The following is a 19,154-nucleotide window of genomic DNA, read 5'->3' on the forward strand; positions in this document are numbered from 1 at the left end:
CGTCAGGTGCGGGGCAGCCAGTCGGGGACGGCTTCCTGTGCAAGAAGCTCATCAAGTGTCTGGCGTTTGCGGATGACAGCCTGTTGGTCACCATCAATCATGATCTGTGCGGCAAGAGGCCGTGAGTTATATGTAGAACTCATGACCGTTCCATAAGCCCCAGCATCTAGAAGGGCGACCATATCGCCTTTCTTTAGAGGGGGGAGATGACGCTGGCGGGCAAAGATGTCGCTGCTCTCGCAAATGGGGCCAACGACATCTACAACTTCCTCTGCGGTGAGGTCCTCAGGTGTGTGGAGGGGCAGGATGCCATGCCATGAATCATACATCGCCGGGCGGACTAGCTCATTCATGCCAGCATCAATAATGACAAAGCGGCGTGCGGCGTCTTTTACATCAATAACACGGGCCAGAAGAACACCCGCAGGGGCGGCCAGCCAGCGGCCCGGTTCGACATGCAACCGCACATCTAGGTCGCCGAGCGTTTCGGCAATGACACTCGCCAGCATGGTAGGTGGTGGGGCCTGCTCGTTCCGGTAGGCAATCCCTAAGCCACCACCGCAGTCAATATCGCTGACATGTAGGCCGTCTGCCCGCAGAGTGCGGACCAGAGAAGCGATCCGTTCATACCCTTTGCGGAAAGGGGCTTCCGTGACCATCTGGCTGCCGAGATGGACCGCAAGGCCGACCAGCTCTACGCCGGTCATTTCTGTTTGGGTTTTGCGGTAGAGGGCAGGGATGGCATCATGGGCGATGCCGAATTTATCTTCTGCCCGCCCAGTCGTGATCTTGCTGTGGGTTTGGGCATCAATATCGGGATTGACCCGGAAGGCAATGCGGGCACGGCGTTGCATCTTCCGTGCGATGGCATCGAGACGGTGTAGCTCTTCCACACTCTCGACGTTGATCTGGCCAATCTGTTGGGAAATGGCCAGTTCCAGCTCTTCATCAGTCTTGCCGATGCCGGAAAAGACGATGTCACGGGCTTTCATGCCTGCGGCAAGAGCACGTTGCAGTTCTCCACCACTGACGACATCAGCCCCAAACCCACAATGAGCCAGTACAGCTAAGCAGGCCTGATGGTCTTGTGCCTTGACAGCAAAATGGCAATGAACAGGCAGATTTTGCGTTTTGAAGGCATCTTGCAAGGCAAGGGCACGGCGGCGCAGCGTTTCAGCACTGATAACCCAGCTAGGTGTACCATGCTGTTTCGCAATATCTGTAAGGGAGGTGCCATCCATCACCAGTCCTTTGCTGCCTTCGTAGGACAGATTGGAATGGTTGTTTAGGAGGGTCTGTAATGTAGGGTCGGGACGTGTCGAAGTCATGACTGCATGATTACAGACCAGCAGCCGAAATGGGAAGGTGTAACCCGCAGGAAACCGGAGACCTTGATGGAGTTTCCGCAAAGTGACGCCGAACTCTTTGCCAGAGGCGAGGAGTGGGACGAAACGACGATTTTGGAGATATAGAGAGAATGTGGTGCACCCGAGAGGACTCGAACCTCTAACCCCCAGATTCGTAGTCTGGTGCTCTATCCAATTGAGCTACGGGTGCAGCAGCCCGCATTACCGGGCCTATAATAACATGGTGCACCCGAGAGGACTCGAACCTCTAACCCCCAGATTCGTAGTCTGGTGCTCTATCCAATTGAGCTACGGGTGCGCCGTGTTGAGGAGGCTTCTATCCGGTCTCGACCTGTGGCGCAACCCCACTGAAGAAGTTTTTTTTAAATATTTTCCAGTGGGATGCCTGATGATGAGGTTTAGCGGCGGACCAAAGAAACATGAGCACGGCAGCGTGGGGATGTGTATGTTCCGCCAATAGCGGTCCCAACCGGATATCCGTTAAAAGTCTGCCGGTAAGGGGTGCCGTTCATTCCTTTATCAACTAACTCTGCCAGATAATGCTGCTGGCCTTTCTCGTAAGTGCCCCGGAGGATGGATGAGCTCATGCCGGGATTGAAGACGATCTCATGCCCACGAATACGGAGAGAGGACATCTCATCAGTCGGGCAGAGGCCCTGTTCGGTCACAAGTTTGCCCATCCATAGGCCATAGGGGTCAGAGGCAGGGTTAGGAAGGGAAGAGCAGGCCCCAAGAGTGCAGAGGCTTAGCAGACAGGTAAGAAAGGCGGGACGCATGCGCAGTTCCTGAATGTACATTTGAGAGTCTAAGCTGCCGGAGAAATCTTTTCCAAAAGGTAAAAACCGATGGAGAATAAGGATGACGTTGGCGGCCTATCGTCCTATAGAGACTAGCACGAATTGAGCATTGTGCCATATCCAGTAGGCGAGGCCCGAAACTTGACGCAGAAAAACGCAGATACCCTTCAGCAGCTTGATGAATCTCTCCATGAAGACCGCATCCTGATTCTGGATTTCGGTAGTCAGGTAACCCAGCTGATTGCCCGCCGTGTGCGGGAAAGCGGGGTTTATTGCGAGATCTGGCCGTTCACGTCTTCGTTGGAGAAAATCCGTGAGTTTAACCCACGGGGCATCATTCTCTCTGGTAGTCCGGCCAGTGTGCATGATGACAATGCACCAACCCTGCCAGAAGGGTTGCTGGAGCTAAACCGCCCCATTCTGGGTATTTGCTATGGCCAGCAGGTTCTTTGCCATACGCTGGGCGGCCGTGTGGAAACGCATGATCATCGTGAATTTGGTCGTGCCTATATTGATGTTGCCGAGGAATGTGCACTGTTCCATGGTCTTTGGGCACAGGGCGGGCGTGAGCAGGTCTGGATGAGCCATGGCGACCGTGTGACGGCTCTGCCGCCGGGCTTTAAGGCTGTTGCTTATTCCGAGGGGGCACCATTCGCCATCATCGCTAATGAGGAACGCCGCATTTACGGTGTGCAGTTCCACCCCGAGGTGGTGCATACGCCGCATGGTGCAGAGCTGATCCGCAATTTCACGCATGACGTGGCAGGTTGCTCTGGCACATGGACGATGGCTGGTTTCCGTGATCTCGAAATTGCCCGTATCCGCAAGCAGGTGGGTGATGGCAAGGTGATCTGCGGTCTCTCTGGCGGTGTGGATAGTTCCGTTGCTGCAAAGCTGATTCACGATGCCATTGGCGATCAGCTAACGTGCATCTTCGTTGATCCGGGCATCCTGCGTGCCGGTGAGGCCGATGAGGTGGTGAAGACGTTCCGTGACCGCTTCAATATTCAGCTGGTCCATCGTGATGCGTCCGACCTGTTCCTTGGTGAACTGGCTGGCGTGACGGACCCGGAGGTGAAGCGTAAGACCATTGGTCGCCTGTTCATTGAAGTCTTCGAGCAGGAAGCCGCTAAGCTGGGTGGAGCACAGTTTCTGGCTCAGGGGACGCTGTACCCGGATGTGATCGAAAGTGTCAGCTTTAATGGCGGGCCGTCCGTGACCATCAAGTCCCACCATAATGTGGGTGGTTTGCCGGAACGCATGAACATGGAGCTGGTCGAGCCGCTGCGTGAGCTCTTTAAGGATGAGGTCCGTGCGCTGGGTCGTGAGATTGGCGTGCCGGAGCATATTGTCGGACGGCATCCGTTCCCGGGGCCGGGGCTGGCCATCCGTATTCCCGGTGACATCACACGGGAGAAGCTGGACCTTCTGCGGAAGGTGGACAGCATCTATCTGGAAGAAATCCGCAAGGCGGGTCTGTATGATGAAATCTGGCAGGCTTTTGCAGTTCTCCTGCCTGTTCGCACGGTGGGCGTGATGGGTGATGATCGTACCTACGATCAGGCTTGTGCTCTGCGTGCCGTCACCAGCACGGACGGTATGACCGCTGAGGTCTACCCCTTCACTTTCGAGTTCCTCAATCGTGTCGCCGGTCGTATCGTGAACGAGGTGCGTGGCATCAACCGCGTCACCTATGACATCACGTCCAAGCCGCCGGGTACGATTGAGTGGGAATGATCTCGTAGATTATTAAAAAAGCCCGCAGTGATGCGGGCTTTTTTTTTATGTTATTGTCGGGGGCATTGCCTTTCGGGCTGCTGGATGAATATTCTTTTTATGGTTTGGTATCTTGCTGTGCAGGGTAGCATGGTGATGCAGGGTGGTTTGAAAATATGGCTGAGTCGCTGAACTTTAATTTCCTGAAGGAGCATGACGAGCGATTGGTAAAGCTCGGTGGTCTCGCAGAAAAGTATTTCCCTACTGATCCTTCCACCGCACTTATCAAGTTGCGTCAGTTTGCTGAACTGCTAGCCAAGCTGGTTGCAGCCTGCCACGCTGTTTATCGTGACGAGCGCGAAACATTTGAGGAAACTCTGCGACGTCTTTCATACGATCGGCTGATTCCGAAGGAACCTGCGGATATTTTTCATACCCTGCGGAAAGAGGGTAATAACGCTGTTCATGAGGGAACGGGCGGTCATTCTGTTGCTCTTACAGCCCTGAAACTTGCCCGCTCGCTTGGTGTTTGGTTCCATCAGACATATGGGCATATACCGGATTTTCGGCCTGGTGCTTTTGTGCCGCCGCGCGAGCCTGTCGATGCAACAAAGGCTCTGCATAAGGAAATAATGGAGCTCAGACAAAAGGTATCGGAAAACGAGGGGCTTGCAGCATGCGCCCGTTTGGAGGCCGAAGAGCAGGCCCGTGCTAGCGAGGCACTGACGGAGCGTTTGGCACGTGAGGCGAAGGACCGTGCAGAATGGGAGGCTCTGGCTCAAGAGATTGATGCTGAAAGGGCGGCAGTTGCGGCTAAACTTGTTGAGCTTCAGAACAGGGCAGAGACTCTCCCAAGTGCTGAGGCAAGCAGACTTGTGGAACGAGGCGCAAGGGCTGCGGCAAGGCTTGATCTTGACGAGGCGGAGACCCGTGCCCTCATAGACCAGCAACTGCGTGACCATGGATGGGAAGCTGATACCCTCAAGCTGAAGTATTCCAAAGGGGCTCGTCCAGTCAAAGGCCGTAATCTTGCCATTGCTGAGTGGCCGGTTGCCGAGGGTAGAGCCGATTATGCTCTGTTTGTTGGCACAACCCTGATTGGGGTTGTCGAGGCGAAACGGCAGCGTAAGAATGTCTCTGCTGCGATCGATCAGGCTGAGCGGTATGCGGCCGCCATCAAGGACAGTGCTGACTTTACGTATACAGGTGGCCCGTGGGGTGAGTATAAGATACCTTTCGTATTCAGTGCAAATGGTCGTCCCTATCTCCGTCAGCTACAGACGGAGAGTGGTATTTGGTTTCGTGATGTGCGCCGTGCAGCAAACCATCGCCGCGCCTTAGTGGACTGGATGACACCGGAAGGCCTTGGCCGGTTGCTCGAAGTTGATCAGGACGCAGCCGATGCTGCCTTGAAGAAGCAGCCTTTCGAGTTCGGTTTTGCACTTCGCCCTTATCAGGAAAAGGCCATTCGTGCCGTGGAAGCTGCCTTGTCAGAGGAGCAACGTGCTATCCTCGTTGCCATGGCAACCGGTACGGGAAAGACCAAGCTCGCTATTGCTATGCTGTATCGCTTGTTATCGGCTAAGCGTTTCAGGCGGATCTGTTTTGTGGTTGACCGCAGTGCCCTGGGCGAGCAGACCAAGGGTGAGTTTTCCACAACCAAGATCGAGGCAGGTAGAACCTTTGCTGATATTTTCGGTCTCAAGGGGTTGGAAGATGTGGTGCCGGATATGGATACGAAAATCCATATCTGTACGATTCAGGGTTTGGTGAGACGTGTCTTGCTGACTGATGATGGGGAGGGAGCACCGCCCGTTGATCAATATGATCTGATGGTCATTGATGAATGTCATCGTGGTTATCTGCTTGATCGGGAAATGTCTGATGTGGAGATGAGTTTCCGGGGACAGGATGATTATATCTCCAAATATCGGCGTGTATTGGACCATTTTGATGCGGTAAAAATTGGCCTGACAGCTACGCCTGCATTGCATACCACGGATATTTTCGGTGCTCCGGTGTTTATGTATTCCTATCGTGAGGCTGTGGTTGATGGTTTTCTGATCGACCATGAGCCACCTATCCGTATCGAGACGGCATTGGCGCGTGATGGAATCAAGTTTGAAAAGGATGAGGAGCTCGAACTGTTCAATACTCGGACGGGAAGTGTTGACTTGGCCCATGCGCCAGATGAACTCTGTTTCGAGGTTGAAGCCTTTAATAGGAAGGTGCTCACCCCAGAATTTAATCGTGTTGTTGCAGAAGCACTCGTGCGGGAAATTGATCCGGAGCAGGATGGAAAGACGCTGATTTTTGCTGCGACGGATGCCCATGCCGATATGGTGGTCAATGCGCTCAAGACAGCCTTTGAAGAGCAATATGGCAGCATTGATGACGCCGCCGTGAAAAAGATCACGGGTAGCGTGGACAAGGTGAAGGACGTGATCCGTTCGTTCCGCAATGATGCCAATCCGAAAATTGCAGTGACGGTTGATCTTCTGACAACCGGCATTGATGTACCCAAGATCACGAATCTCGTGTTCCTGCGTCGGGTAAACAGCCGCATCCTCTATGAGCAGATGATCGGCCGTGCAACACGCCAATGCCCGGAAATAGGGAAAGAAGTCTTCCGGATTTTTGATGCTGTTGACCTCTATCCGCATCTTCAGGGCCTGACCAATATGAAGCCGGTCGTTACCAATCCGTCAATCAGCTTTACCCAGCTTGTCCGGGAAATGACGGAAGTGGAAAGCAAGGAGCAGCAGGAAACCATCCGTGAGCAGCTTGCGGTAAAACTGCGCCGCCGGATTAATAAAATGCCTTTGGCGGCTAAAGAGCAGTTCGAAGTTATAGCAGGTGAGCCACCAGAGGACATGCTGCAGCGGGTTATGTCCGAGGATGTATCGGACCTTGCTGCCTGGTTGCGGGACCGCACTGGAGTTGGTCCCATCCTTGATTGGCAGGAGGATGATGGGACGCCCCGTTATATTCCGATTTCCAGCCATGAGGATCAGCTTGTGGGGATGTCTCGGGGGTATGGTAATGCTGAAAAACCGGAAGATTTTTTGAACAGTTTCTCTGCCTTCGTGCGGGATAATATCAATACCATTGCCGCACTGAAACTGGTTGTTCAGCGTCCGAGTGACCTGACGCGTGCAGACCTGAAGGAACTGCGCCTTGCCCTTGATGCCCGGGGTTTTTCCGATGCCAATTTGCGCAGCGCTTGGGCGGAAGCTCGGAACGAGGAGATTGCTGCCTCCATCATAGGTTTTGTCCGCCAGGCTGCCTTGGGTGATCCTCTTCTTCCTTATGGAGACCGGGTGCGGGCGGCCATACGCAGCATCATGGCGCAGCGTGTATGGACAGGCCCGCAAAAACGCTGGCTTGAGCGGATTGGTGAGCAGATTGAGAAGGAAATAGTGGTGGATCGAACCGCCATCGACAAAGAGCCGTTTATTGCTGATGGTGGCTTCAAACGTCTGGATCGGGTGTTTGATGGGAATTTGGAAAGTATTCTTACCGAGATCAATCGGGCATTGTGGAAGAGGACTGCGTAAATGAGTGCCACTACTGATATTGTTGCCAAGCTTTGGAAGCTGTGTGATGTCCTGCGCGATGACGGCACTACGTATAACGAGTATGTAACGGAGCTGACCTATCTTCTGTTCCTCAAGATGCTTGAAGAAACCGGCAAGGAAGAGCGACTGCCAGATGACTGGCGCTGGAGAACGCTGGTCGAAAGCGAGGGTATGGCGCAGCTTGATTATTACAAGGAGATGCTGCTTGCTCTTGGCAAGGTAAAGGATACGTTGGTCAGTGCCATTTTTACTGATGCGCAGACACGTTTGCGCAAACCGGCCAATCTCAATACATTGATTACCCACATTGACGGGCTTGACTGGTTCTCGGCGCGTGAAGAAGGGCTGGGCAATCTTTATGAGGGTCTGCTGGAAAAAAACGCTTCTGACAAGAAGTCTGGTGCTGGGCAGTATTTTACGCCTCGTCCATTGATTGACTGCATTGTGCGGCTGATGCAGCCGCAGCCGGGAGAGATAATTCAGGATCCAGCCGGAGGAACGGCAGGTTTCCTTGTCGCAGCTGATCGCTACATCAAGGACCATACGGACGATCTTTATACGCTGACTGAACAGGAAGCTTTCTTCCAGCGTCATAATGCTTTTTGCGGTGCGGAGCTGGTAAAGGATACCAACCGTTTGAGCCTGATGAATCTGCTTCTGCATGGCATCGAGGGCGGAATGGAGAATATTGACACACTTTCTCCTGATGGAGAGGTTCTGCCCAAGGCAAATCTGATCCTTACCAATCCGCCTTTTGGAACGAAGAAAGGTGGTGGTCGCCCGGTTCGTTCCGATTTTTCAATTACGGCAGATGCATCGAACAAACAGCTTGCCTTTGTTGAACATATTGTCCGGGGATTGCTTCCTGGCGGGCGGGCGGCTGTGGTTGTGCCTGATAATGTACTGTTCGAGGACAATGTTGGCCGCCGTCTGCGCACGTGGCTGATGGATCTGTGCGATCTGCACACCATTCTGCGCCTGCCGACCGGTATTTTCTATGCGCAGGGCGTCAAGACCAATGTGCTGTTTTTTCAGCGGGGCAGAAGTGACAAGGGCAACACCAAGGCTGTCTGGGTTTATGACATGCGGGCAGATATGCCGGCCTTTGGCAAAACACGTCCGTTGAAAGTCGATGATTTTGCGGATTTCGAAAAGGCTTACGGTGTTGATGCCAACGGCAAGGCCGTGCGGCAGGATCAGGGAGAGGACGGTCGTTGGCGCAGGTTCGACCGGGCCGCCATTGCCGAGCGCAATGACAGTCTCGATATCAGCTGGCTGCGCAACACGGAGGCAGAGGCCGAGGAGGCTCTGACTGAGCCTGAGGATATTGCTGCTGCGATTATCGGCCATCTAAGAGCAGCATTGGAAGATATTGAAGCATTGTCGGAGGAGCTGGAAGAGGGTGTAGCCGAAGAGAATGCTACTGTTGCGGAGGTAGGCGAATGAACGGCTTGCCGAGGGGATGGGTAGAGGCACTTGTGGGCGATTTGGTAAGTTTAAAAAGTAAGAAGGTTGATCCGAGAAGCGTTCCAGACAGACCGTTTATTGGCCTCAATGATATTGAGCCTCATACTTCTAAACTTTCATATATTGGTCGAGCATCTGATGTTAAAAGTTCCGTTGTTTGTTTCGAGGTGGGTGATATTCTTTATAGCCGTTTACGTCCTTATTTGAATAAAGTAATTTGCCCTAATTTTACTGGTGTTGCTTCTTCTGAAATACTTGTGCTTGAGCCTAAATATGGCGTTTATTCAGATTTTATACGCATTAACATTATGACAAAATCATTTTTAAATTTTGTAAGTGTGCATAATAAGGGGGATAGACCGAGAGTTAATTACAAGGATATTGCAAAGTTTTGTTTATTCCTTCCTCCTTTACCCGAGCAGCAACGAATTGTAGTGAAAATCAATAGTCTCACTGATAAATCTAGACGCGCCCGCAACCATCTCGATCGGATTTCTTTTCTTGTTAAGAAATACAAGGAGGCAGTACTGTCTGCCGCTTTTAGTGGTCATCTAACGGATAAGTGGCGCAAGATTCGGGGATTGCCAGTATCGTGCGGTGTTCGATTGGGCGACGTAGTTGAGAGATTTTCTTATGGTTCGTCAGCAAAATCTCTTCCAGAAGGACGAGTACCAGTTCTTCGTATGGGAAATATCCAAGATGGTGAGCTTGATTGGGAAAAATTGGTTTTTACTGATGATCCTATAGAAATTAAAAAGTATAGATTAAAAAAAGGAGATGTGCTCTTTAATAGAACTAATAGTCCTGTCTTAGTTGGGAAAACTGCATGTTTTGATGGAGGGCGGGAAGCGATTTACGCTGGGTATATCATTAAGATTCAGTGCAAGGAAGAATTGTTTCCTGAATTTTTGTCATACTGTCTAAATTCTCCATACGGTCGTGCTTATAGTTGGAGAGTAAAAACTGGTAGTGTTAATCAAGCTAACATAAATGCTAAGAAATTGGCAGAGTTTTATTTTGAGCTTCCTTCGGTAGAAGAGCAGAAGGAAATTGTTCGTCGCATAAAATCCGCTTTCGCTTGGATTGACCACATTGTTGTCACTACCACCAGTGTCAGTAAACTGGTTGAGCAGCTTGATCAGGCGGTGCTGTCGAAGGCGTTTAGGGGAGAGCTTGTACCACAAGACCCCAACGATGAGCCCGCTAGCATCCTGCTGGAGCGTATCCGGGCAGAGCGTGCGGCCGCCCCCCAACCCAAACGTGGACGTAGAAAGAAAGCCTGACCTTGATGGCTATTCCTGATTATCAGACGTTGATGCTGCCAGTTTTGCAGCTCGCAGCCATTGGTGAACAATGTGTTCCAGATGCAGCCGAGCGTGTTGCTGATGATCTTTGCCTTAGCTCTGCTGAGCGTGAAAAGTTGCTACCCAGTGGGCAGCAAAGGGTGCTGAATAATCGCATTCATTGGGCGAAATTTTATCTAATTAAGGCTGGGCTTGTTGCATCTCCACGGCGTGGGCGGTTTGTCGCAACTGATAAGGGACGGAAACTGCTGGCCTCTGCACCTGTGCGTATCGGCGTGAATGACCTGATGACATCCCAGGAATTCCGTGATTTTTACAGTGGACCAAAGGCGGTTAGTGAAGCTCCTGTATCTGAGGAAAATGTTATGTCCGTACCGGACGGAATTGGTACGCCAGAGGAGCAAATTGAGGCAGTTTATCAAGATGAGCAGGCTGCTCTGCGTGCGGAATTGCTGGAACGTATCATGCAGAACAGTCCGGCTTTTTTTGAACGGTTGATTGTCGATCTTCTAATTGCCATGGGTTATGGCGGATCGCACAGGAATGCGGCGACCCAGCTGGGCCGTTCTGGTGATGGCGGTGTGGACGGCGTCATTGATGAGGATAGGCTGGGGTTAGACCGGGTTTATGTTCAGGCCAAGCGTTATACCGAGACAACGATTGGCCGCCCTGCCGTGCAGGGCTTTATCGGTAGTCTAGTTGAGCGTGGGGCTAGTAAGGGTGTGTTTGTAACCACGTCCACGTTCAGCAGCCCTGCGCGGGAGTGTGCGCAGCGTGTTACTCAACGTGTCATCTTGATTGATGGGAAAGAGTTAGCAGAGTTAATGATCGAGCATGGTGTCGGGGTCCGCGTCTGGCGCCGGATTGAGTTCAAGCGGTTGGATGAAGATTTTTTTACGGACGCTTGAGAGAGTCGACCCGCCGCTTTCTTGTTCGTGGGCGTGATGACCCCACTTGTGGTTAGTGCATGTGCTGCGGGCCGTTACTAGCACAGTTGGTATGATCACATTAGGTCTATCTCTTAGGCTTCGATTGTCTCAATTGCTTGCTGGTCGTAATCGATATTCATGGGTAGGGCTTGAAGGAAGGTACCTTGTCCGGTTTGTCGGATGAAGAGGGTTGAGGCTGCGTGTAGTCGGGCGTTTTACTGGTTTGAGGACGGCAGAGATTCGTTCCGGCCTTATTGTTGTCTCTGCTTGTGGTGTAAATGTGTCTTGGGCTTTATAGGGCGGGCTGAGCCATCTGGCAGATGTGTCACGCTTTTCTGGCAGGGCAGGGTTGCTGTCTGTGGGCGTATTTTTTGAACATAAGAGGGGGAATACGGCTTGCTCAAAAGGCTATCCCTTGGCAGGGATAAGGGGATGAAAGTACCTGTTCCTTTTTCCCGTAAGCAGTATGTGCAGGGGGTTTTGCCAGTGGTGGTAACCCTGCTGGCATCTGTGCCTGCTCATAAGGCGAAAGCGGGGGAACAGGGTACATCTCATAAACCCCATCATTCCCATCATCACGGTAAACAGCACGAAAAGCACCATGCTGTCGGGCATGCGCATGAGGCATCCGCCCAGCATAAACGGGCTATGGCGCACAAAGCGGCGGCTGCCGCAGCGGCGGCCGGGGCGGCGAAGGCAGCTCAGTCAGCGCAGCCATCAGTGCCGGAGAATATCGGTACGGAGACGAAGCTGCCACTGCCACGTTATGCGTCCATGCGGGCGGATCGTGTCTATATGCGGCGTGGCCCGGGTGAACGCTACCCGATAGACTGGGTCTATCATCGTCGTGGCTACCCCGTGATGATTGAGCGGGAATTTGGCGTCTGGCGTCTTGTGGAAGACCCAGAGGGCCAGAAGGGCTGGGTACATCAGGTAACATTGCATGGCAGCCGTTCCTTTATCATACCCGGTTCCGTGTCCTATGATGGGGATGCGTCTAAAGTTTCGACCACGGGTCACGCTGATTCCCGCATTGTGGCGTATATGCCAGCGGGGGAGGTGGCACGGGGCCAGAATCATGACGTCCCTCTGATGAGTTCGGATAAGCCGGACCGAACGATCGTTGCCCTGCTAGAGCCGGGTGCGATCGGGAAGATCAAGGCCTGTCCACAGGGCTCATCATGGTGTCATGTCACAGTCAGGGGCTATGACGGGTGGATTGAACGCCGCCTGTTATGGGGGGTGCAACCCGGTGAAATCATTCAGCCTGACTGAACAAATGAAAAGTCGAGGAATGTTATGACAGCCAACATCCATCATCGCCGCACTCGGATTGTTGCGACCCTCGGGCCGGCATCAGAAACCGCCGAGCAGATTCTTAATCTTGCCAAGATTGGCGTGAATGTCTTCCGCCTGAACTTCTCCCACGGTGCTCATGATGAACACGCCGCTCGTCACAAGGCCGTGCGTGAAGCTGAAGCAAAGCTGGGTCGCCCGCTGGCCGTTCTGGCCGACTTCCAGGGCCCGAAGCTGCGTGTTGGTGTCTTTAAGGATGGTCCTGTCCAGCTGAAGGTTGGTCAGAAGTTCACTCTGGACCTGGATAAGACCCCCGGTGATGCTCACCGTGTCAACCTGCCGCACCCGGAAATTATCGGGGCTGTTGATGTTGGCCACCGCCTGCTGCTGGATGACGGTAAGCTGGCTCTGCGTGTCGTCAAGAAGCACAAAGAAGCTCTGGAGACAGAAGTTCTCGTGGGCGGTAAGCTCTCCGAGCGTAAGGGTGTGAACGTTCCTGACGTTGCCCTGCCGATCCCGGCTCTGACAGAGAAGGATCATAAGGACCTTCAGTTCGCCCTCTCCATCGGTGTGGACCTGATCGCCCTTTCCTTCGTGCAGCGTCCGGCTGACATTCAGGAAGCCCGTGACATCGTCAAGGGTCGTGCATGGATTGTCACAAAGCTGGAGAAGCCGCAGGCTGTTGAGTGCCTCGATGAGATCATCCGTCTCTCCGATGCGCTGATGGTTGCCCGTGGTGACCTCGGTGTTGAGCTGCCGGCTGAGGATGTGCCGGTCATTCAGAAGCGTGCCATCACTGAAGCTCGCCGTCAGGGCCGCCCGGTCATCGTGGCAACGCAGATGATGGAAAGCATGATCAGCAGCCCGGTTGCTACCCGTGCAGAAGTCTCTGACGTTGCCAATGCCGTTTATGATGGTGCCGATGCTGTCATGCTCTCCGCCGAGAGTGCTGCTGGCTCCTTCGGTCCGGAAGCTGTGGCAACCATGGCCCGCGTGACTGCCCGTGTGGAGCAGGACCCGGAATGGCGTGCCCGTATGGATCGTATGCGTCCGGTTTCCGAGCACACAATCCAGGGTGCACAGGCCAAGTCTGCATTTGATGTAGCTCGCAATGCTCGTGCGTCTGCTCTGGCCGTGCATACAGAGAATGGCCGCAGTGCCGTTCTGGTCTCCCGTGAGCGTCCGCATGAGCCGATCGTTGCCCTGACGAACGAAACCATTTCTCGCCGCCTGTGTGTGGTGTGGGGTGTGTTCCCGAAGGTTGTGTCCAGCAAGGATGACGTGAAGGCCGTTGGCGAATTCGCTAAGGACGGTGAGCACGTTGTTCTGCTCGACAGCTCCAAGAACCTGCGTATCGTCAAGGCCTGATCCTTGCTGATGCGTCTCTTGCTTCCCTGATGGCTTCGGTCATCCGGGAAGGGGAGAAAAAAGAAGAAGCCCGGCAGATTGATCACCTGCCGGGCTTCTTTTGTATGGGGGATGAAGGGGTGTGGGTCAGGCCTGCCGGTTGTCTAGTAGGCTCTGCCGGATACGGCGGCCTCGTTGGATGCGCTCCGTGATGGCCTCGGAATCTCCGTTACGGATGGCCTCGACCATGAGGTGGGCTTCTTTTTCGAAACGTTCGAATGTGGTGAGTAGAACATCTTTGTTCGTCAGGAAGATGTCCCGCCACATGGTCGGGTCGGATGCGGCGATACGGGTGAAATCCCGGAATCCCGAAGCGGCATATTCCAGCACGTCTCCACGAAGATCAGCCGAAAGTCGGTCTGCCGTGTCGCAGATGGTGAAGGCCAGCAGATGAGGCAGATGACTGACCATAGCGCAGACTTGATCATGATATTGGTCGGTAATCTGTCGGGTTCTGGCACCGCACTGTTGCCAGAATTGTTCCATTAGACTTACGGCCTCAGGGGCGGTTCCCTCCGGGGGAACAAGTAGGGTCCAGCGGTCTTCAAATAGTGTGGCGAAGCCAGCGTCTGGGCCGGAATATTCTGTTCCGGCCATGGGATGTGCCGGGACGTAGCTAACCCCGTTTGGCAGGAGGGCACTAATATCCGGCCCTAATGTGCTGCGGACGGAGGCTACATCACTAAGGATGCTTCCCGGCTTCATGAAGGGAAGTATCTCGGTGGCGACCGGCCGGATGGCCCCTGTTGGAATACAGAGGATGACGGCATCAGACTTCGCCGCTGCCTCTGTCAGGGAGGTGGTCACCTCATCGGCAATGTCTAATTCTGCTACCCGTTTCAGAACATCCGGCGAGCAGTCAGCAGCGATGAGATGGCGGGCCAGCGTACCGGTCTGGCGGGCACGGCGGAGAATGGAGGAGCCGATCAGCCCCGGTCCAACGATGGTCAGGGTATCGAAGAGAGGGGCTTCAGCCATGGTAAGGGTCGTCTCATCCTGTAAGGTTCGTAGGGGAGGTGGTATTCAGGCCCGGCGTAGTTGGCGGAACTCGTAGAACTGCCAGAGCAGCAGGACAGGAACGCCGATGATGATATCCCGTCCACGCCGCAGCAGGGAAATGCTGAGGGAAATATCGGCACTGATGCCAAACAGGTGCCCCAGTGCTACATAGCCCGCTTCTTGCACTCCTAATGCACCGGGCACTAGAAAACCAGCAGACATGATACCACAGACGGCTCCCTCAATCGCCAGTGCATTGAGGAAAGAACAGTGCGCCCCTAGCAGGATGAGGGAAAGCCATGTCAGCAAGGCACTGCCGATCCAGCCTAGCAGATGTAACGCAGCACCTAGTCCGATACGGGCCGGTTGATCCCAGAGGCTTTCGATATAGGTCTGGAAGTGTTCGCTGTTATCGGTCAGCGCATCATGCCAGTCGGCAGAGATATGTTTGGAGAGAAAACGGGCCAGAGCCTGAAGGGCGTTGCCGCTGCGCTGCTGGGTCCATATGAAGCCAGCCATGCCGATGCTCAGCAGGGTGATGCCGACTGTCAGTGGCCAGATGAAACGCCCGGCATCGGCCTGGCCGACAAGGCAGAGCAGAGCGATGATGATGAAGGCAAGCTGGCCCAGAACTTCCGTTGTGATGTCAATAATGTTGGCCGCTACGCCTTCCGTCCAGCTAATGGGCTGGCCATCCGTTGTATGGCGGGGATGACCCGCTGTGGTGGCCCGTATGCCGATGAGCATGCCACCAAGTTGGGAAAAAGGCAGACAAGCCGCAGCAGCATCCCGGACGAACCGTGAAAATGTCAGGCGAAGGAAACTGATGCTGGGAATACTGCTTTTCCAAGCGACACCAAGGAGAATATTGACAGCCAGTTGGCTGATGACCAGCAGGATGAACCCGTTGAGGCCGATCTTGGCAAGTGAGGCAAGAATCGGATGTATGCCGGTGCGGAGGGTCAGAAAACAGAAAAGGACGACACCTGTCAGTGAAAGGATAAAAGGAAGTATTTTTTTCAAGGTGGCCGCCATTAACGTGAAATCCATGTTTCTGCCCTTCTAGGCTACTCCGTGGCTGACGTCCAATCTCTCGGGGCTTTACCCGTTATGATAACGGGGCCTATATCCGGCAGAGGAAGGCTATTTGAAGCGAGGGAGGGACGAAGATGTCAGAGGATGTCACTCTGGTTACCGGAGCAACCGGTTTTGTAGGCTCGGCTGTTGCCCGCACACTTTTGGAGCGTGGCCATCGTCTGCGTCTTCTGGTCCGCCAGACGTCAGACCGCCGTAATGTGGCTGACCTGCCTGTGGAGTTCGTTGTTGGTGATCTGGCAGACCCTCAGAGCATGGCGAAGGCGCTGGAAGGTGTGACGTATCTTTTCCATGTCGCTGCGGATTATCGCCTCTGGGTGCCGGACCCGGAAGTGATGATGCGGGCCAATGTCGAAGGAACACGAAACCTGATGCTTGCTGCCATGAAGGCAGGTGTAAAGCGGATTGTGTATTGTTCGTCCGTTGCGGCTTTGGCCACAGCTCATGACGGTATTCCCGCTACGGAATCGTCTCCAGTCACAGAGGCTCAGATTGTAGGGGCGTATAAGCGGTCCAAATACCGGGCAGAGCAGGAGGTTCTGCGCCTTGTCCGGGAAGAGGGGCTGCCGGCTGTTATTGTGAATCCGTCTACGCCTGTAGGCCCTCGGGATATCAAACCGACCCCCACCGGACAAATGATTCTGGATTGTGCGACAGGCCGTATGCCTGCTTATGTGGAAACTGGGCTGAATATTGTCCATGTCGATGACGTGGCAGAAGGCCATGTTCTTGCCTTCGAGCGAGGAACAATTGGTGAAAAATATATTTTGGGTGGTGAAAACCTCATGCTGGGCGACCTGTTCCGCATGGTTGCAGAGCTTGCCCATCGCCGCCCGCCTCGCATCCAGCTAAAGCAGTCATGGCTTTATCCGGTGGCTTATATCTCCGAAATGTTGGCAAAGGCCTTTGGTATTCAGCCACGTGTCACAAAGGAGATGCTGGACATGTCCAAAAAGTTGATGTTTTTTTCTTCTGCCAAGGCAGAGCAGGACCTAGGTTATCGGCCACGTGCCGCCCGTCAGGCTGTTGCTGATTCTGTGGCATGGTTCCGTCAACATGGGCGGGGTCATTTTTCATCATAAGTAGGGGCGGCAGGCTGACACGGTAATGACTTTTGTAACGGCGTTGTTTTCTCTGTTAGCTTGGTTGGGGCTGACTTTTTTTCATGGTTTGTTCTGGGTTGGAGGTCCCTGGCTGAAACGGGGAGCGACAACAGACAACCGGAAGAATGCTCTACCAGCCGTTACCGTGATTGTGCCTGCCCGGGATGAAGCGGCCTCTGTTACGGCCTGTCTATCGTCCTTGTTAGAGCAGGATTATCAGGGAGCTTATCATGTCATTCTTGTGGATGATGAAAGCACCGATGGAACCGGGGATATTGCCCGACGCTTGCCAGACCCGGCAGGACGGCTGACCGTCCTTGCGGGGAAGCCTCACCCAGAAGGGTGGAGCGGTAAGCTTTGGGCTGTCAAGCAAGGGCAGGAAGAGGCCTTGCTACAGCTTCCTCGGGATGGCTATGTCCTGCTGACTGATGCTGATATTATCCATCAGGAAGACCATGTCTCCACTCTGGTAGAGCGAGCACAGCACGAAAAACTCGACATGGTTTCCGAAATGGTCATGCTGAATTGTGCCAGCTTCTGGGAAAAGGCTTTGGTCCCGGCCTTTGTGTATTTTTTTGCGATGCTGTACCCCTTCCGAAAGGTTGCTGATCCTCGCTCTTCGACCGCTGGAGCAGCTGGTGGAACGGTGCTTATCCACCGCAATATGTTGGAGAAAATTGGGGGGATACAGTCTCTCAAGGGTGCCTTGATTGATGACTGCACGTTGGGTGCCTATGTCAAGCGTGCCGGGGGGCGGCTTTATCTTGGATGCAGTGAACAAGCATGGTCCATCCGCACCTATCAGAGCGTGAGCGAAATATGGCATATGATTGCTCGCAACGCTTATGTTCAGCTTAATTTTTCGCCTTGGAACCTTCTGAAAGCCTTGGCTGGAATGGTTCTGATATGGCTTTTGCCAGCTCGCCTTCTTCTGTTCGGCCGGGGGAAAAACCGTGTCGTGGGTGGCTGTGCATATGCTCTTAGCTGCATTACGTTCGTCCCGACCCTGCGTTGGTTTAGGTTGTCGTGGTGGCGTGTCCTTTCACTGCCTCTAGTGGCTGCTTTTTATATGATGGCAACTATTGGTTCCGCAGTGAATTATTATCGGGGCAAAGGCGTCAGCTGGCGTGGGCGGTCATATGAAGGAGCAGAATCATGATGTCACAGTCTGGTGGGTCAACTATGCAGGATGATGCTCATCTCTGGGGGAAGCAGGATGTTTCCTCAAGCAAGGGTATGAAGGATGAAAATTTCCCGGTTGGGTCTTTTTTAATCTCCGCTAAACATCGTCCTGCCGTTCATGCCTATTACAGGTTTGCCCGTGTGGCGGATGATATGGTGGATAATATGCGCCTGTCTCCCACGCAGAAGGTGGACCGCCTAAAGGCGTTGCGCGAGGTGCTGTATGGCGAGCGGAAGCCGCCCGCTGGACGGGCTGATGCGTGGAGTGCCGTTATCCTCCGGACGGTGCTTCAGGAACGAGGGCTGCCGCTGACATTAGGGGGAGACCTGCTAACGGCCTTCATCATAGATGCGGAGAAAACACGGTATGAGCACTGGTCGGAGCTTCTGCATTACTGCCAGTATTCTGCTAATCCGGTAGGGCGTTTCCTGTTGATGCTGCATGGCGAAGGGGAGGAGACATTCGGTCCATCAGATGCCTTGTGTACGGCACTTCAGATTGTCAATCATATGCAGGATGTCAGCAGTGATCTGAAGACGCTGAACCGCTGTTACATACCCCTGCCATGGCTAGCGGCTGAGAATGTCCGGCTGAAGGACCTCATTTTGGCTCGGAGTAAGCCGGGTGTGCGGCGTGTGTTCGATCGTATGCTTACTTACGTTGATGCCCTGAATGAGGAGGCTGCCCGCCTTCCGGCTCTGGTGAAGGATCGGCGTATGCGGTCGGAGGCCGCCGTGATTGTCGCACTCTGTCGCCGTCTGACGGAGCGTCTGCATCGACAGGACCCGATAGCTGAGCGGGTTGCGCTGACCAAATTGGATGGTCTCCGGGCATTGGGCTATGCCATGCGTTATATGCGCTGAGACAGGTTTTATGCGGCCTCTTTGCCGCAGCAGACTTTGTCGCTAGAAGA

Annotated in this window: 14 protein-coding genes and 2 tRNA genes; 10 read left to right on the forward strand and 6 right to left on the reverse strand. The window is 53.8% G+C overall.

The genetic code is table 11. The annotated features are described in order from the left end of the window. Positions 1 to 2 precede the first annotated feature (2 nt). The 4 genes from lysA to AL01_RS00565 form a co-directional block, all read right to left on the reverse strand. The gene (gene lysA, locus AL01_RS00550) at positions 3 to 1,328 is read right to left on the reverse strand and encodes a diaminopimelate decarboxylase (RefSeq protein WP_077395334.1); all 1,326 of its coding nucleotides are present in this window, start codon (positions 1,326 to 1,328) and stop codon (positions 3 to 5) included. 152 nt (positions 1,329 to 1,480) lie between these two features. Next, positions 1,481 to 1,557, reverse strand: a tRNA-Arg gene (locus tag AL01_RS00555). Between the two features lie 31 nt (positions 1,558 to 1,588). Further along, positions 1,589 to 1,665 (reverse strand) — tRNA-Arg (locus tag AL01_RS00560). Positions 1,666 to 1,765: 100 nt separating this feature from the next. Beyond that, positions 1,766 to 2,143 (reverse strand): hypothetical protein, encoded by a 378-nt coding sequence (locus tag AL01_RS00565; protein WP_077395840.1) that lies wholly within the window; start codon positions 2,141 to 2,143, stop codon positions 1,766 to 1,768. Between the two features lie 162 nt (positions 2,144 to 2,305). On the opposite strand from AL01_RS00565, the gene guaA reads away from it, so the two are divergent. The 7 genes from guaA to pyk all read left to right on the forward strand — a co-directional run bounded on the left by guaA (position 2,306) and on the right by pyk (position 13,822). Continuing rightward, the gene (gene guaA / locus AL01_RS00570) at positions 2,306 to 3,901 is read left to right on the forward strand and encodes a glutamine-hydrolyzing GMP synthase (protein WP_077395841.1); all 1,596 of its coding nucleotides are present in this window, start codon (positions 2,306 to 2,308) and stop codon (positions 3,899 to 3,901) included. A 155-nt stretch (positions 3,902 to 4,056) separates the two neighbouring features. After that, positions 4,057 to 7,437, forward strand: a complete 3,381-nt coding sequence (gene hsdR, locus AL01_RS00575; protein WP_077395335.1) for a type I restriction-modification system endonuclease — start codon at positions 4,057 to 4,059, stop codon at positions 7,435 to 7,437. Further along, the gene (locus AL01_RS00580) at positions 7,438 to 8,904 is read left to right on the forward strand and encodes a class I SAM-dependent DNA methyltransferase (protein WP_077395336.1); all 1,467 of its coding nucleotides are present in this window, start codon (positions 7,438 to 7,440) and stop codon (positions 8,902 to 8,904) included. It abuts the gene before it with no gap. Further along, entirely contained in the window at positions 8,901 to 10,208 is a 1,308-nt protein-coding gene (locus AL01_RS00585; protein ID WP_077395337.1) for a restriction endonuclease subunit S, read from the forward strand. The genes AL01_RS00580 and AL01_RS00585 overlap by 4 nt, the downstream gene beginning before the upstream one ends. Positions 10,209 to 10,213: 5 nt before the next feature. Continuing rightward, positions 10,214 to 11,137 (forward strand): restriction endonuclease, encoded by a 924-nt coding sequence (locus tag AL01_RS00590; protein WP_077395338.1) that lies wholly within the window; start codon positions 10,214 to 10,216, stop codon positions 11,135 to 11,137. A gap of 453 nt (positions 11,138 to 11,590) precedes the next feature. Then, entirely contained in the window at positions 11,591 to 12,433 is an 843-nt protein-coding gene (locus tag AL01_RS00595; protein WP_077395339.1) for an SH3 domain-containing protein, read from the forward strand. Between the two features lie 24 nt (positions 12,434 to 12,457). Continuing rightward, a complete protein-coding gene (gene pyk / locus AL01_RS00600; RefSeq protein ID WP_077395340.1) occupies positions 12,458 to 13,822 on the forward strand; it encodes a pyruvate kinase in 1,365 nt (454 codons plus the stop codon). A gap of 126 nt (positions 13,823 to 13,948) precedes the next feature. Here the strand turns inward: pyk and AL01_RS00605 are convergent, their stop codons facing one another. Both AL01_RS00605 and AL01_RS00610 read right to left on the reverse strand, forming a co-directional pair. Then, entirely contained in the window at positions 13,949 to 14,839 is an 891-nt protein-coding gene (locus AL01_RS00605) for a prephenate dehydrogenase/arogenate dehydrogenase family protein (protein ID WP_077395341.1), read from the reverse strand. Between the two features lie 45 nt (positions 14,840 to 14,884). Continuing rightward, complete coding sequence (locus tag AL01_RS00610) at positions 14,885 to 15,910, reverse strand: lysylphosphatidylglycerol synthase domain-containing protein (protein WP_241502638.1); 1,026 nt, start codon at positions 15,908 to 15,910, stop codon at positions 14,885 to 14,887. Positions 15,911 to 16,029: 119 nt separating this feature from the next. On the opposite strand from AL01_RS00610, the gene hpnA reads away from it, so the two are divergent. Genes hpnA through hpnC form a run of 3 tightly spaced genes read left to right on the forward strand, consistent with a single transcriptional unit; the run spans position 16,030 to position 19,104 of the window. Beyond that, complete coding sequence (hpnA, locus tag AL01_RS00615; protein ID WP_077395342.1) at positions 16,030 to 17,037, forward strand: hopanoid-associated sugar epimerase; 1,008 nt, start codon at positions 16,030 to 16,032, stop codon at positions 17,035 to 17,037. Between the two features lie 25 nt (positions 17,038 to 17,062). Beyond that, positions 17,063 to 18,217 (forward strand): glycosyltransferase, encoded by a 1,155-nt coding sequence (locus AL01_RS00620; RefSeq protein WP_077395343.1) that lies wholly within the window; start codon positions 17,063 to 17,065, stop codon positions 18,215 to 18,217. 23 nt (positions 18,218 to 18,240) lie between these two features. After that, positions 18,241 to 19,104, forward strand: a complete 864-nt coding sequence (gene hpnC, locus AL01_RS00625) for a squalene synthase HpnC (protein ID WP_077395843.1) — start codon at positions 18,241 to 18,243, stop codon at positions 19,102 to 19,104. Positions 19,105 to 19,154: the final 50 nt, after the last annotated feature.

It is taken from the genome of Bombella intestini (assembly GCF_002003665.1).
In the GTDB taxonomy this organism is placed as follows: Bacteria; Pseudomonadota; Alphaproteobacteria; order Acetobacterales; family Acetobacteraceae; genus Bombella; species Bombella intestini.

What these genes read in the sequence shown, in the direction of transcription:
- lysA (WP_077395334.1), bottom strand. Translation starts at nt 1,328, where the DNA reads ATGACTTCGACACGTCCCGACCCTACATTACAGACCCTCCTAAACAAC.
- AL01_RS00565 (WP_077395840.1), bottom strand. Translation starts at nt 2,143, where the DNA reads ATGCGTCCCGCCTTTCTTACCTGTCTGCTAAGCCTCTGCACTCTTGGG.
- hsdR (WP_077395335.1), top strand. Translation starts at nt 4,057, where the DNA reads ATGGCTGAGTCGCTGAACTTTAATTTCCTGAAGGAGCATGACGAGCGA.
- AL01_RS00580 (WP_077395336.1), top strand. Translation starts at nt 7,438, where the DNA reads ATGAGTGCCACTACTGATATTGTTGCCAAGCTTTGGAAGCTGTGTGAT.
- AL01_RS00585 (WP_077395337.1), top strand. Translation starts at nt 8,901, where the DNA reads ATGAACGGCTTGCCGAGGGGATGGGTAGAGGCACTTGTGGGCGATTTG.
- AL01_RS00590 (WP_077395338.1), top strand. Translation starts at nt 10,214, where the DNA reads ATGGCTATTCCTGATTATCAGACGTTGATGCTGCCAGTTTTGCAGCTC.
- AL01_RS00595 (WP_077395339.1), top strand. Translation starts at nt 11,591, where the DNA reads ATGAAAGTACCTGTTCCTTTTTCCCGTAAGCAGTATGTGCAGGGGGTT.
- pyk (WP_077395340.1), top strand. Translation starts at nt 12,458, where the DNA reads ATGACAGCCAACATCCATCATCGCCGCACTCGGATTGTTGCGACCCTC.
- AL01_RS00605 (WP_077395341.1), bottom strand. Translation starts at nt 14,839, where the DNA reads ATGGCTGAAGCCCCTCTCTTCGATACCCTGACCATCGTTGGACCGGGG.
- AL01_RS00610 (WP_241502638.1), bottom strand. Translation starts at nt 15,910, where the DNA reads ATGGATTTCACGTTAATGGCGGCCACCTTGAAAAAAATACTTCCTTTT.
- hpnA (WP_077395342.1), top strand. Translation starts at nt 16,030, where the DNA reads ATGTCAGAGGATGTCACTCTGGTTACCGGAGCAACCGGTTTTGTAGGC.
- AL01_RS00620 (WP_077395343.1), top strand. Translation starts at nt 17,063, where the DNA reads ATGACTTTTGTAACGGCGTTGTTTTCTCTGTTAGCTTGGTTGGGGCTG.
- hpnC (WP_077395843.1), top strand. Translation starts at nt 18,241, where the DNA reads ATGCAGGATGATGCTCATCTCTGGGGGAAGCAGGATGTTTCCTCAAGC.